This is a genomic window from Geodermatophilus sp. SYSU D00758, from assembly GCF_054049955.1.
Genome location: NZ_JBJGYK010000006.1, coordinates 1 through 13,714, shown reverse-complemented (window position 1 = coordinate 13,714; position 13,714 = coordinate 1). Strand labels below are relative to the sequence as shown.

The 13,714-nt window shown below is 78.3% G+C and carries 10 protein-coding genes; 6 read left to right on the top strand and 4 right to left on the bottom strand.

Annotated elements, in window-relative coordinates; all coding sequences use genetic code 11:
* Window positions 1-323: 323 nt before the first annotated feature.
* Window positions 324-1,739 (top strand): FAD-binding oxidoreductase, encoded by a 1,416-nt coding sequence (locus tag ACI8AC_RS06045; protein WP_456896174.1) that lies wholly within the window; start codon window positions 324-326, stop codon window positions 1,737-1,739.
* Between the two features lie 232 nt (window positions 1,740-1,971).
* Entirely contained in the window at window positions 1,972-5,232 is a 3,261-nt protein-coding gene (locus tag ACI8AC_RS06040; RefSeq protein ID WP_456896172.1) for a TM0106 family RecB-like putative nuclease, read from the top strand.
* A 153-nt stretch (window positions 5,233-5,385) separates the two neighbouring features.
* Here ACI8AC_RS06040 and ACI8AC_RS06035 read toward each other — a convergent pair whose 3' ends face one another.
* The 3 genes from ACI8AC_RS06035 to ACI8AC_RS06025 all read right to left on the bottom strand — a co-directional run bounded on the left by ACI8AC_RS06035 (window position 5,386) and on the right by ACI8AC_RS06025 (window position 8,390).
* Entirely contained in the window at window positions 5,386-6,285 is a 900-nt protein-coding gene (locus ACI8AC_RS06035; protein ID WP_456896169.1) for a carbohydrate kinase family protein, read from the bottom strand.
* A 96-nt stretch (window positions 6,286-6,381) separates the two neighbouring features.
* A complete protein-coding gene (locus ACI8AC_RS06030; protein ID WP_456896168.1) occupies window positions 6,382-7,806 on the bottom strand; it encodes an ADP-ribosylglycohydrolase family protein in 1,425 nt (474 codons plus the stop codon).
* Complete coding sequence (locus ACI8AC_RS06025) at window positions 7,803-8,390, bottom strand: tetratricopeptide repeat protein (RefSeq protein ID WP_456896166.1); 588 nt, start codon at window positions 8,388-8,390, stop codon at window positions 7,803-7,805. Before ACI8AC_RS06025 ends, ACI8AC_RS06030 begins: the two co-directional genes overlap by 4 nt.
* Before the next feature lie 59 nt (window positions 8,391-8,449).
* Between ACI8AC_RS06025 and ACI8AC_RS06020 the strand changes: the two genes are divergently transcribed.
* From ACI8AC_RS06020 to ACI8AC_RS06010, 3 genes are all read left to right on the top strand, one after another.
* Window positions 8,450-9,250: an NrtR DNA-binding winged helix domain-containing protein gene (locus ACI8AC_RS06020; RefSeq protein WP_456896164.1), complete on the top strand. Its 801-nt coding sequence runs from the start codon at window positions 8,450-8,452 to the stop codon at window positions 9,248-9,250.
* A 100-nt stretch (window positions 9,251-9,350) separates the two neighbouring features.
* Window positions 9,351-9,785, top strand: a complete 435-nt coding sequence (locus ACI8AC_RS06015; RefSeq protein ID WP_456896162.1) for a YciI family protein — start codon at window positions 9,351-9,353, stop codon at window positions 9,783-9,785.
* Between the two features lie 43 nt (window positions 9,786-9,828).
* Window positions 9,829-11,016, top strand: a complete 1,188-nt coding sequence (locus ACI8AC_RS06010) for an RNA polymerase sigma factor (RefSeq protein ID WP_456896160.1) — start codon at window positions 9,829-9,831, stop codon at window positions 11,014-11,016.
* A gap of 299 nt (window positions 11,017-11,315) precedes the next feature.
* Here the strand turns inward: ACI8AC_RS06010 and ACI8AC_RS06005 are convergent, their stop codons facing one another.
* Window positions 11,316-12,365: an SIS domain-containing protein gene (locus ACI8AC_RS06005; protein ID WP_456896158.1), complete on the bottom strand. Its 1,050-nt coding sequence runs from the start codon at window positions 12,363-12,365 to the stop codon at window positions 11,316-11,318.
* Between the two features lie 71 nt (window positions 12,366-12,436).
* Here ACI8AC_RS06005 and ACI8AC_RS06000 point away from each other — a divergent pair, with 71 nt between their 5' ends.
* Complete coding sequence (locus ACI8AC_RS06000) at window positions 12,437-13,573, top strand: N-acetylglucosamine-6-phosphate deacetylase (RefSeq protein WP_456896156.1); 1,137 nt, start codon at window positions 12,437-12,439, stop codon at window positions 13,571-13,573.
* The last annotated feature ends 141 nt before the right edge of the window (window positions 13,574-13,714 follow it).

Here is a 13,714-nt window from a genome sequence, read left to right as displayed (position 1 = left end):
GAGGAGACGGTAACCGGCGCCGCGCGGGACCGGGGACGCCGTGGCGGAGCGTGTCACCCTCCGGAGCGCCGCCCTGGTACGGGCGCCGTGGACCGGGTCCGGCCCGCGGGGGCGGTCGCGCGCCGCGCCGGATCCGCGCGCAGGCCGGTAGCCGCGCGGGGACGCCCGGTCGCGGCGCGCCACGAGCCCCGGTGCCGGGCCCCGGGGCCGGGACCGCGACCGGCCGGCGGGACGCGGAGGGATGTCATCCGGGACGCCCACCGGAGGACAGTGCCCCCGTGCCACCACGCCGGTGGGCACCAGGACGAGAGGCGGTTCGCACCATGTCCGAGACGTTGAGCGGCGGCATCGAGGTGCTGCGCGGTGCGGTGACCGGTCCGGTGCACGTGACCGGCGACGAGGGCTTCGACAACGCCCGCAGGCGGTGGAACGCGGCCGTCGACCGGCGGCCGGCGGTGATCGTGGAGTGCCTGTCGGCCGCGGACGTCGCCGCCGCGGTCCGGTTCGCCCGGTCCGAGGCGCTCGAGATCGCCGTGTGCGGTGGCGGGCACAGCATCCCCGGGCACTCGACCTGCGACGGCGGGCTGGTGGTCGACCTGCGCCGGCTCGACGCCGTCACCGTCGACGCGGACGCCCGCCGGGCCAGGGTCCAGGGCGGCGCGCTGCTCGGCGACCTCGACGCGGCCACCCAGGCCCACGGGTTGGCCGTCCCCGCCGGCATGGTCAGCCACACCGGCGTCGGCGGGCTCACCCTCGGCGGCGGGATGGGTTGGTTGTCGCGGATGGCCGGCCTGACGATCGACAACCTCGTCTCGGCCGACGTCGTCCTCGCCGACGGCCGGGTGGTGCGCGCCGCCGAGGACGAGAACCCCGACCTGTTCTGGGCCCTCCGCGGCGGCGGCGGGAACTTCGGCGTGGTCACCGAGTTCGAGTTCCGGCTCGTCGAGGCCGGCCCGATGGTCGAGTTCGGGCTGTTCTTCTGGGACGAGTCGCTCGGCCGCGAGGCGTTGCGGCTCGCGCGGGAGGTCATCGCCGAGCTCCCGCGCACGATGAACGCCGTCCCGGCGGTCGCGCTCACCGCCCCACCGGCCCCGTTCGTCCCCGCCGAGCACCAGGGGAAGCCGGGACACGCCCTGCTGCTCGTCGGCTTCGGGGACGCCGCCGAGCACCGGCAGGTCACCGAGCGCATCCGCCGAGCGCTCCCGCCGCTGTTCGACCTGGTCACGCCGATGCCGTACACGGCGCTGCAGCAGCTCCTGGACGAGGCGAACGCCTGGGGCTTCCACGCCTACGACAAGAGCGGCTACTTCGCCGACCTCACCGACGAGGTCATCGACATCCTCGCCGAACACGCTCCACGCAAGACCTCGCCCCTGTCCGTCGTGCTGTTCTACCGGCTCGACGAGGCCTTCAGCGAGGCCGGCGAGGACGACACCGCCCTCGGCGGCGGCCGGTCCCCGCGCTACACCGGGTTCTTCATCGGCCTGACCCCCATGGCCGAGATGCTCCCGGCCGAGCGGGAGTGGGTGCGGTCGCTGTGGCAGGCCCTGCGCCCGCACATGCTCAGCGCCGGCTCCTACGTCAACGCCGTGGAGGGCGAGGACGCCGGCGAGGTCGAGGCGACGTACGGGCCGAAGTACTCCCGGCTGGCGGCCGTGAAGGCGAGGTACGACCCCGACAACGTCTTCCACCGCAACGTCAACATCACCGCCCCGACCATCCCGGTGCCGCGCGGCTGAGGCGTTCCCGGCGCAGGGGCGCCGCCCCTGCGCCGCCGCGGGCACGCGGCCGGGCAGGCGGAAGGCACGGGGGGCGGATCGGGGGACGGCGGCGGGGACGGCGGCGCGGGAACCCCGCGGACGCCGGCCGGCATGACAGGGTCGTCCGCGCTCCACGACCGGCACCACCACGGGGGACCCTTGCCCGACCTGCTCCTGCCCACCTCCGCGCCGGCGGCGGGGGGCTGATCCCGTGCACCGCCTCGACGGCCGGCTGGTGCTCAGCCCCAGCGACCTGACCCGCCACCAGGAGTGCACCCACCTCACCGCGCTGAACCTCGCGGTGGCCACGGGCGCGCTGCAGCCCCCGCCCGAGGGCGCCGGCGACCAGACCGTGCTCGTCGCCGACCTCGGCATCGCCCACGAGCTGGCCTACCTGGAGTCCCTGGAGGAGCAGGGCCTCGCCGTGGTCCGGCTGCAGGGCCGGCGCAGCGAGGCGGCCACGCTCGAGGCGATGCGCGCGGGCGTGGACGTCGTCCACCAGGCCACCCTGTTCGACGGCACCTGGGGCGGGCAGGCGGACTTCCTGCTGCGCGTCGAGGCGCCCTCGGCGCTGGGGGGCTGGTCCTACGAGGTCGCCGACGCCAAGCTCGCCCGGCGCATCACGGTGCCGGCGCTGCTGCAGATGGCCACCTACGCGGCCCGGCTCGCCACCCTCCAGGGGCGCGCGCCCGAGCGCATCTGCGTCGTCACCGGGGACGGCGGGTACCGACCGTGGCGGCTGGTGGACGTCGCCGCCTACGCCCGCCGGGCCCGCGCCCGGCTCGAGGGGTTCGTCGCCGACGTCCCGTCCACCGCCCCGGTGCCGACCGCCTACTGCGACCGCTGCACGTGGACGGCCCGCTGCTCCGACGAGCTGCGCCGCGGGGACGACCTGAGCCTGGTCGCCGGGCTGCGCCGCGACCAGCGGGCCGCGCTGCTGGCCGTCGGCGTCGCCACGCTCGAGCAGCTCGCCGGGGCCGGCGACGAGACGCTCCGGGCGACCGGCATCGGCCGGGCCACCCGGGAGCGGCTGCGCGACCAGGCCCGCGAGCAGCTGCGCGGCCGCCGCGCCGGGCGGCCCACCCGCACCCTGCTCCCGCCGGCCACCGCGCAGGGCCTGCTGCGGCTGCCCGCGCCGAGCCCGGGGGACCTGTACCTCGACTTCGAGGGCGACCCGCTCGCCGGGGACGGCGCGGGGCTGGAGTACCTCGCCGGCCTGGGCGACCGCACGGGCGCCTTCACCGCGCTCTGGGCGCACGGCGCCGACGAGGAGCGGCGCATGGTCGCCGAGCTGGTCGACCGCGTCGTCGAGGCCTGGCGGGCCGACCCGGGCATGCACGTCTACCACTACGCCGCCTACGAGGTCAGCGCGCTCAAGCGGCTCACCGGCCGGTACGGCGTCCGCGAGGCCGAGCTGGACCAGCTGCTGCGCGCCGAGCGGTTCGTCGACCTGTACCCCGTCGTCCGGCAGTCGATGCGGATCAGCGAGGAGTCGTACTCGATCAAGAAGGTCGAGGCCTTCTACGGGCGCGAGCACACCGGGGACGTCGCCGACGCGATGAGCAGCGTCGTCGAGTACGAGAAGTGGCTCACCGACCGCGACCCGGCCCGGCTGCAGGCCATCCACGACTACAACCGCGACGACGTCGACTCCACCCGCGAGCTGCACGACTGGCTGGAGACCCAGCGCGCCGAGCTGGAGGCCGAGCACGGGGAGCAGCCGCGCCCGGCGGTGCCCGAGGTCGCCGCGCCGGCCCCGCGGTCGGAGGCCGAGGTCGCCGAGCTGGCCCTCGTCGAGCAGCTGGCCGGGGCGGGGCACGCGCTGCTGGGCGACCTCGTGCAGTGGCACCGCCGCGAGGCCCGGCCCGGCTGGTGGGAGTTCTTCAGCCGCGGCGAGCTGGAGGACGACGAGCTCGTCGAGGACCGCACCGCGCTCGGCGGGCTGTCGCGCCCGGTCGAGATCGGCACCGAGAAACGCAGCAAGCTCTACGCGTTCACCTTCCCGCCGCAGGACACCAAGCTCTCGGTCGGCGCGAAGGCCTTCGACGTCGACACCCGCGTGCGCGTCGGCGAGGTGCGCGAGGTCGACGCCGTCACCGGCCGGGTCGTGGTCAAGAGCGCCAAGGAGCCGGTGCCGCCGCGCGGCCTGGGCCCGGAGGGCCCGCTGGACGACACGGCCATGCGGGCGGCGATCGCGGCGACCGCCGACGACGTCCTCGCCGGCCGGCCGTGCCTCGGGCGGGCGCTGCTGGACCGGGTGGTCCCGGCCGACTGCCGGCGGTTGCCCGGGGAGGAGGCCGGGGACGCCGTCGTCCGGCTCGGGCTGGAGCTCGACGGGCAGGTCCTCGCCGTCCAGGGGCCGCCGGGCAGCGGCAAGACCCGGGCGGCCTCCCGGCTGATCCGCGCGCTGCTGGACGCCGGGAAGAAGGTCGGCGTCACCGCGACGTCCCACGCGGTCATCGGCAACGTCCTGCGCGCCGTCGACCGACCGGCGCTGCAGAAGTGCGAGGAGCACCAGGCCTGCGGGGCTCCGGGGGTCGAGTGGTCGAGGGACGCCGCCGACGTGGCCGGCCGGCTGCTCGACGGGTCGGCGTCCCTCGTCGGCGGGACGGCGTGGTTCTGGTGCCGGCCGGACCTCGCCGAGGCCGTCGACGTGCTCGTCGTCGACGAGGCCGGGCAGTTCTCGCTGGCCAACGCCCTCGCCGTGGCCCGCTCCGCCCGCTCGCTGGTGCTGCTCGGCGACCCCCAGCAGCTGGCCCAGCCGACGCAGGCGGTGCACCCCGGCGAGTCGGGCTGCTCGGCGCTGGAGCACCTGCTCGAGGGGCACCCGACCGTGCCCGAGGACCGCGGCGTCTTCCTCGACCGCACCTACCGGATGCACCCGGCGCTGACCGCGTACGTCTCCGAGCTGGCCTACGAGGGGCGGCTGGAGTCCGCGCCCGGGCGGGAGCGCATCGCGGTGCGGGCCGGCGGACTGGTGTCCGGCTCGGGGCTCGCCGTCCGGTACGTCCGGCACGCGCGGGTGTCGGCGGCGTCGTCGGCCGAGGAGGCCGCGGCGGTGGCCGAGCTGTGGCGGTCGCTGCAGGGCGTGGGCTGGGTGGACGCCGACGGGCAGCAGGCCCTCCTCGGGCCGGAGGACGTGCTGGTCGTCGCCCCCTACAACAGCCAGGTCGCGACGATCCGCGCGCTGCTCCCGGACGGCGCCCGGGTCGGCACCGTGGACCGCTTCCAGGGGCAGGAGGCCCCGGTGGTCGTCTACTCGACCACCTCGACCAGCGCCGAGGACGCCCCGCGCGGGGTCTCCTTCCTCTACGACCTGCACCGGCTCAACGTGGCGGTGTCGCGGGCCAAGGCGCTGGCCGTCGTGGTGATGAGCGAGCAGCTGCTCGACGCCACCGTGCGGACGCCGGAGCAGCTGCGGCAGGTCAACGCGCTGTGCCGGCTGGCCGAGATGGCCGCGGTCGTCGGCTGACCGCGGGGCCCGGCTCCGGTCGGCACCCCGCCGGCACCCCGGCGTCCTACGTCTCTGGGTGCACCTGCACTCAGAGACGTAGGACGCCCGGAGGGGACGTCCGCCCGGGGAGCCGCACGCCGCTCACCCCTCCGGGCGGTCCGGGGCGCGGGCTCAGGGCGGGGGCTGGGCGCCGACCACGCCGGCGACCACCGCGGCCGCGGCGTGGCCGCTCCGCACGGCGTCGAGCACGGGGTGGTCGGCCCGCCAGCCGGCGAGGACCCCGGCCGCGAGGGCGTCCCCGCAGCCGGTGGTGTCGCGGACCGGCACTCCTGGCACCGGCACCCGCCACGTCCCCCGGCGGGTGCGGACGACGGTGGGTTGGGCGCCGGCGTGCACCACGACCAGCGCGGGCGCCGAGGACGGGAGGTCGCCGTCCGGCACCAGGCCGAGCGCCCCGGCCTCCGCCGCGTTGCAGAGCAGCAGGTCCGGCCGCAGCCGGCCGACCAGCCCGACGTAGCCCTCGGCGCCGTGGGCCCGGATGCGGGTGGCCGCCGCGACGTCCAGGCTCACCGGCACGCCGGCCCCGTGCGCGCGGTCCGCGGCGGTCGCCAGCGCGTCCGGGAAGCGCAGCAGGTCGTAGCCGTCCAGGTGCAGGACGGCGGCGTCCTGCAGCCACCCGGCCGCGACGTCGCCCGGCACCAGCCCGCCCTCGCCGCGGTCGGACAGCAGCGTCCGCTCGCCGCCCGGGTGCACGAGGACCGTGGACAGGGGCGTCCGCCCGCGGCGCACCACCGCCGGTTCCACGCCGCGGGCGGCCAGCCCGGCCAGCAGCCCGTCGGCGAGCGGGTCGGCGCCGGCCCAGCCCGCCAGCCGCGCGGGGACGCCCAGCCGGGCCAGGCCCGCCGTCACGTTGGCCGGCGCCCCGCCCGCGGCCGTCGTCCGGACCACCCGCTGCTGCCCGCCCACCACCAGCGGCTCCGACAGCTCGAGGACCGCGTCGGCCACCAGCTTGCCGAGCACGACCACCGGGCCGCGCCCGGCGGCGCGCGGCCAGGTCGGGGCGTCCGTCATGCGGGAGAGCGTGCCGGGGGAGGGCGCCGCGGGCACCTCCGGCGCCGGCCGGCGACCCGCGGTGCCGAGAGGACGCGGCTCACCCCCGGCGACGACCTACGCGGTGGTCCGCGTCGACGGGTCCTGACCGCGCCGCGCGGCCAGCCGGTGGAGTGCCGCGGTGAAGCTCTCGTTCCACAGCCCGAGGTGCTCCCAGCGCCCGGCGACGAGGGCGGTGGCCTCCTCGACGGTCAGGCCCTCCTCGCGCACCAGCCAGCCGCGCAGCACCAGCCCGGTGCGGGAGGCCCCGCCGTGGCAGTGCACGAGCACCCGACGACCGTCGGCCCGCAGCGCCGCCAGGTCGTCGAGGACGTCGGCCAGCACCACGTCGACGTCGGCGTTGTGCTCGTCGTCGGCGAGGTAGGCCTGCCGGTGCACCTCGTGCGGGAACGGCTCGCCGAGCCGGCACAGCGACAGGACGGCGAAGTCGGCCTCGCTGGTGCGGGCGCCGTCCAGGTTGCCCGCCCAGATGCCGGGCACGACCTCGCGCGGCCCCAGCCGCGGGATCACCCCCCGCTCGTACGGCACGCCGGGCCGGCCGTCGAGCACCGCGGCCAGCTCCTGCAGGGCGGCCAGCCGCCACACCCGGTCCCCGTGCCCGGGCACCCGGCCGTGCACGGCCGAGGACCAGCGCATCGGGATGCCGGCCATCCCGTGCACGGCCCCGGCCAGGCCGCCGGCGACCGCGGCCACCGTGTCGGTGTCCCCGCCCAGGTCGACGACCCGGCGCAGGACCGCCTCGAACCCGCCGCCCTGCCCCAGCGCCCACACCGCCGAGCCGAGCGTCGGCCACACCGCGCCGTCGGGCTCGGTGGCGTCGGCCGGCGTCCAGCCGGGGTCGAGCACGGCCGCCCAGCGCCGGCGGTGCGCGGGCGGGACCGCCGCCAGCGCCGAGGGGACGGCGGCCAGCGGGTCGCCGCCGTCGAGCGCGACCCGCAGCAGCTCGTGGAAGACCGCGCAGCCCTCACCGGCGGACGGGTCGCCGTGGGTGAGCGCCGAGATCCGGCGGGCGGCGTCCACCGTGGCCTCCCGGCCCTCGCGGGCGAACCGGATCGCCGCCGGGGTGGTGCGCATCAGCGAGCCGTTGCCCGCGGCGTGCCCCGACCGGGCGGCGTGCCCGGCGGCCGCGGCGTGCCACGGCCGGCCCGAGCCCAGGACCGCCCGGGTCTGCGTGCCGATGCCCGGCGGCCCGGCCTGCGCCCAGGCGCGGAACCGGTCGAAGACGTCGGCCTCGTCCAGGCCGCCCCGCTCCACCAGCGACCCCGCCACGAGCAGGGCCATCTGGGTGTCGTCGGTGAACTCGCCGGGCGCCCACCCGAGCGACCCGCCGCCGCACATCTCCGTGCGCAGGCCGCGGGCCGGCCGCGGGAACCGCGCCGAGAAGGCCCCGGGCGGGCCGAACTCGAACGGCGCCCCCAGGGCGTCGCCGACCGCGGAGCCGACCAGGGCCCCGGCGACCCGGTGCGAGCGGTGCACGGTCACGGCCCGTCGGTCTCCTGGACGCGGGAGAGCCCCAGGTCGAACTCGTCGGGCGGGAAGCCGAGCCGCTCCCGCACCCGGCGGCGGGCCACCAGAACCATCGCCGCGACCATGCCGGGTGCCTCGCCGAGCGGGTCCTCGGTCTGGGCCAGCAGCCGCTGCAGGGCCAGGTTCAGCCAGCGGTTGGCCTCCGGGAGGTCACCGATCTCCTCGTAGTCCTCGCCGATGAGCGCGTAGACGTCGGCGTCCCGCGGGCGGGAGCGGCGCACCTCCTCGGCCAGCCGCCGGGCCTCGTCGAGGCGGCCGACCCGGACCAGGCCGTGGTGCAGCGCGGTCCGGACGTCGGGGACCACCTCGCCCCCCGCCTCCGCCGCGCGCTCGAACAGCGCGAGCGCGGCCTCGGCGTCCCCGGCCATCCCGCGCAGCTCACCGGCCTGCACCAGCAGGGCGGCCGGCGACAGGTCGTCCCCGGGTTGCGGGTCGGCCGCCCACTGCTCGAGCCGGGCGGACGCGGCGCGCCGCTGCTCCGGCGTCCGGGCGCCGAGCTCGAGTTCCTCGACCTGGTCGGTGGTCAGGGCTGCACGCACCGGTCCACCCTAGCGACGACCGGTTCCCGAGCAGGGCTCGTCAACCCTAGGGTGCCCTCGTGGCCAAGAAGGACGCGAAGAAGGAACCGAAGGACGGGAAGGGCGCCCGGAAGAAGAGCGCCGCCGCGGCGCCGCCCGCACCGGCCGGGAGACCGGAGAAGGCCGGGAAGGCGCGTGGCGGGTCGGGGAAGGCGGGCGACGGGCCGGGGCGGGCGCGGGCGGCCGGACCGGCACCGGCCCGGCCGCTGGTCGCCGTCGACACCGCCGTCCTCACCGTCCTGCCGCCCGACGGCGCCGCTCCCGGGGTCCGGTTCGGCGAGCTCGCCGTCCTGCAGGTGCGGTCGGCGCAGGGGGGGTGGGCGCTGCCGGCGACCCTGCTCGCCGAGGGGGAGCCCCTGGCGCGGGCCGCGGCCCGCGCCCTGGCCGAGGCCGGTGCCCCGGGGGACGACGTCCGGCCGCGGCAGCTGCCCGTCCTGCAGGGGCCCGACGGCGTGCTCACCGTCCCGCACCTGGCGTGGGTGCCGCACGAACGGGTGGCCCCCGTGGTGGCGGGGAGCGACGGCGCGCTGCGGCTGGCCCCGGTCGGCGAGGCCGGCGCCGCGCGGCCGGAGGTCGTGGCCGCGGCGCTCGAGCGGGCCCGCCGGGAGTACGCCGAGGCCGCCGACCCGGGCGGGTTGCTGCCGGACACGTTCACGCTGCACGAGCTGTTCGTCGTCCACGACGCCGTCGCCGGGCACTTCGACTCGACCGAGGACGCCTTCCGGCTGCGCATCGCCCGGCACGTGGAGCCGACGGGGGGATCGGCGCGCCGCCTCGCCGGGCGGCCGGCCCGGCTCTACCGCCGCCGGGCGCCGGGCTGACCGCCCGCGGCGGCACGGGCTCGCCCGGCATGCCGGATCCGGTGCCCGGGATGTGTCGAGAACGCCCGATCGGCTCCGTCCCCGGGGTGAGGCGGCCAGGATGGGCCGCACCGACGAGGGAGATCCCATGGCCAAGTACCTGCTCCTGAAGCACTACCGGGGCGCACCGGCGGCGGTGAACGACGTGCCGATGGACCGGTGGACCCCCGAGGAGATCGACGCCCACGTGGCCTACATGCAGGACTTCGCGACGCGGCTCGGGGAGTCCGGCGAGTACGTCGACGGGCAGGCGCTGGCGCCCGAGGGCGCGTGGGTCCGGTCCGACGGCGAGGGGCGGCCGCCGGTCACCGACGGGCCGTTCGCGGAGACCAAGGACCTGATCGCCGGCTGGATGATCATCGACGTCGACTCCTGGGACCGCGCCGTCGAGCTGGCCGGGGAGCTGTCGGCCGCGCCCGGCGCCGGCGGGAAGCCGATCCGCGAGTGGCTGGAGGTGCGGCCCTTCCTCGGCGCCCCGCCCACGGTCACCGAGTGACCCGACGGCGGCACCGGGCACCGGCACGGGGACGGGAGCGGTCGTGGGCGCGAGCACGGGCCGGGACGCGGGCCTGACCACCGGCGTGGACGGGCCGCGGCTCCGGCAGCTGATCCCCGAGGTGATCGGCGTCCTCGGCCGACGCGGAGCGGACTTCGCGTCGGCCGAGGACGCCGTCCAGGAAGCGCTGCTCAAGGCGCTCGAGACGTGGCCGGCGGACCCACCGCGGGACCCGAAGGGGTGGCTGGTCACCGTCTCGTGGCGCCGGCACCTGGACCAGCGCCGCGCCGAGCGCGCCCGCTCGGGCCGGGAGGTCGCCTACGACCTGGAGCCGCCGCCGGGCCCGGTGCCGGCCGCCGACGACACCCTGCAGCTGTACGCCCTGTGCGCGCACCCGTCGCTGCCGCCCGCCGCGGCGGTGGCGCTCACGCTGCGGGCCGTCGGCGGGCTCACCACCCGGCAGATCGCCGAGGCCTACCTCGTGCCGGAGGCGACGATGGCACAGCGGATCAGCCGGGCCAAGCGGCGCATCGCCGAGGTGCCGCTGGACCGGCCGGGCGACCTGGCGACCGTGCTGCGGGTGCTCTACCTGATCTACAACGAGGGCCACTCCGGCGAGGTCGACCTCGCCACCGAGGCGATCCGCGTGACCCGGCAGCTGGCGGCGGCCGTCGACGAGCCCGAGGTCGCCGGCCTGCTCGCGCTCATGCTGCTGCACCACGCGCGCCGGGCCGCGCGCACCGACCCCGCCGGCCGGCTGGTCCCGCTCGCCGAGCAGGACCGGTCCCGGTGGGACACCGCGCTGATCGCCGAGGGGGTGGCGGTCCTGCAGGCCGCCCTGGCCCGGGACCGGCTCGGCGAGTACCAGGCCCAGGCGGCCATCGCCGCCCTGCACGACGACGCGCGGCGGTTCGAGGAGACCGACTGGGTGCAGATCGTGGAGTGGTACGACGAGCTGGTGGCCCTCACCGGCTCGGACGTGGCCCGGCTCAACCGGGCCGTGGCGGTGGGGGAGGCCGACGGCGCGGCGGCGGGGTTGGCCGCCCTGGCCGAGGTCGACCCGCGCCTCCCGCGCCACGCCGCGGCCGCGGCCTACCTGCACGAGCGGGCCGGGCAGCTCGCGGACGCCGCCGACCTGTACGCCACGGCGGCGCGGGCCGCGACGAACCTCGCCGAGCGCGACCACCTCACCCGGCGGGCCGCCCGGCTCCGGCAGGCCGCGCCCGGCTGAGATGACCGCGGAGGGGTCCCACGCAGCCGGGCGGGCCCGCCCGGCTCGTCCTCCGTGGCAAGCGGGTGAGCTGGGAGATGCCGGCGTCCCGCTCCTGCACCTCCTGCGGTCCGCGTTCCCGCGGGAACGTCCTCGTCGCCAGTCGGGCGTCGGGACGCCGGTCCCGGCGGCGCGGCGGCGGGTGAGGCCGTGGCGGCCAGCACGGGCCCGACCCGCAGATCCGGACCACCAGGGCGCCCGCCGGCAGGAACGGCAGGCCAACCGCCCGGGACGTCCCCGGGGGAACGTCCCGGCCGCGGTCACAGCGTCTCGGTGACCTTGCGGAGGCCGCGCGGGGCATCCGGGTCGCCGCCCCGCAGCCGCGCCAGGTGCAGCGCGAGCAGCTGGAACGGCAGGATCTCCAGCAGGGGCGAGGCGACCTCGGGAACGCCGTCCGGCAGCACCAGCCCGGCGTTCGCGCCGAGCGCGGCCTCCTCCGACCCGACGGTCAGCACGTCCGCGCCGGTCTCCCGCAGGCGGGGGAGGATCGGTGCGATCGCCTCGCCGGCGGTTCCCGAGGGGACCACGGCCAGCACGGGCACGGTCGCGTCCACCATCGCCAGCGGGCCGTGCAGCAGGTCGGCGCCGGACCAGGCGTGCGCGGAGACGTAGCAGGTCTCCATGAGCTTGAGCGCGGCCTCCCGCGCGGTCGGGTGGGCGTACCCGCGCCCGGTCACCACCAGCCGCTGCGCGTAGCGCAGCCGCTCGGCGGCCCGGGCCACCACCGGCTCCAGCGCGAGCACCTCGGTCCCCCACCGGGGCAGCCCGCGGAGGTCCGGGGCGTCCCCGCGCAGCCCCCCCACGAGCAGCAGCAGCGCCAGCAGCTGGGCGGTGTAGCTCTTGGTCGCCGCCACCGCCCGCTCCGGCCCGGCGAGCACGTCGACGGAGAACTCCGCCGCCCGCGCCAGGGGGGACGACGCCGCGTTGGTCACCGCGACCGTCGTCGCGCCGCGCTCCCGGCCGACCTCGGCGTAGCGCACCAGGTCCGGTGATCCCCCGGACTGGCTGACCGCCACCAGCAGGACGTCGGAGAGGTCCGGCCGCGCCCCGTAGGCGGTGACCGTCGAGGGGGAGGCCAGCCCGGCCGGCAGACCCAGCCGCACCTCGACCAGGTACTTGGCGTAGAGCGCGGCGTGGCCCGACGTCCCGCGCGCGACGAGCAGCACGAAGCGCGGGCGCCGGGCCCGCACCGCCGCCGCCACCTCGGCGACCGCCCCGCCGCCCTCGTGCAGGAGGCGCGCCCACACCTGCGGCTGCTCGGCGATCTCGGTGGCCATCAGCGCGCCCGGTTCCCGTGCCGTCTCCCCCATGTCGGCCAGGCTAGGGGGACGAGAAAGGCGATCGGCGCCCCCGGTCGACCGCCGGCGCCACGGAGGCACCCATGGGCTCACTGCTGCTGTCCGGCGGGGACGTCGCCACGCCCGGCGGCGTCCTCGCCGGCGGCTGGGTGCACGTCACCGGCGACCGGCTCACCGGGGTGGGCGCCGGCCCCGCCCCGGCCGCTGAGCGCGTCCTCGACTGCGCCGGGCGCACGCTGGTGCCCGGGTTCGTCGACGTCCACCAGCACGGCGCCGGTGGGGCGGCCTACGACGGGGGAGCGGAGGACGCCCGGACCGCGCTCGCCGTGCACCGCGCCGCCGGGACGACGACCGCCCTGGCCTCCCTGGTCTCCCTGCCCCCTGCGGCACTCGACCGCGCGCTCGGCGAGCTGGCCGGGCTGGTGCAGGACGGCGAGCTGGCCGGTGTGCACCTGGAGGGGCCGTGGCTGGCCCCGGGCCGCTGCGGGGCGCACGACCCCGCCGTGCTCCGCCCGCCCACGGCCGGGGAGGTCGCCCGGGTGGCGGGCGCCGGGTGCGTGCGCATGGTGACCCTCGCCCCGGAGCTCCCCGGGGGGCTCGACGCCGTGCGGCGGCTCGCCGACGCGGGGGTGGTGCCGGCGGTCGGGCACACCGACGCCGGGTTCGCCGCGGTGCGGGCCGCGGTGGACGCCGGGGCCCGGGTGGCCACGCACCTGCTCAACGCGATGCCCGCGCCGGCCGGCCGCGAGCCCGGCCCGGTGCTGGCGCTGCTGGCCGACGAGCGGGTCACCGTCGAGCTGATCGCCGACGGGGTGCACCTGCACCCGGCCTGGGAGCGGCACGTGCTGGCGGCCGCGGGGCCGGGCCGGGTCGCGCTGGTCAGCGACGCCATGGCCGCGGCCGGCATGCCCGACGGGTCCTACGCGCTCGGCGGGCTGGCGGTGACGGTGCGGGCCGGGCAGGCGCGGCTGGCCGCGGGCGGCGCGCCGGCCGGGGGGACGGCGACCGCCGCGGCGCTCTTCCGGCGTGCGGTGAGCGACCTGGGCCTGTCCGTGGCCGACGCCGCACGGGTCTGCGCCACGACCCCGGCGGCGGCGCTGGGCCTGGCCGACGCCGGCGCCCTGGAGGCCGGGCGGCGGGCCGACGTGGTGCTGCTCGACGGGCGCCTCGACGTGCGGGGCGTCCTGCGGGCGGGGGAGTGGGTGGTCCCGCCGTCCTGACGCCCAGCGGGGTGGTCCCTGCCGCCCCCGTGCCGGCAGGGTCCCCGCCGCGGGGGCCCCCGGCCCGGCGCGGGGGGGGGGGGGGGGGGGGGGGGCGGGCGGGGGGGGGGGGGGGGGGGGGGGGGCGGGGGGGGGGGGGGG

Coding starts and splice junctions, on each gene's coding strand:
- ACI8AC_RS06035 (WP_456896169.1), bottom strand. CDS start 6,285: ATGACGGACGCCCCGACCTGGCCGCGCGCCGCCGGGCGCGGCCCGGTG.
- ACI8AC_RS06005 (WP_456896158.1), bottom strand. CDS start 12,365: ATGGGGGAGACGGCACGGGAACCGGGCGCGCTGATGGCCACCGAGATC.
- ACI8AC_RS06000 (WP_456896156.1), top strand. CDS start 12,437: ATGGGCTCACTGCTGCTGTCCGGCGGGGACGTCGCCACGCCCGGCGGC.
- ACI8AC_RS06015 (WP_456896162.1), top strand. CDS start 9,351: ATGGGCCGCACCGACGAGGGAGATCCCATGGCCAAGTACCTGCTCCTG.
- ACI8AC_RS06045 (WP_456896174.1), top strand. CDS start 324: ATGTCCGAGACGTTGAGCGGCGGCATCGAGGTGCTGCGCGGTGCGGTG.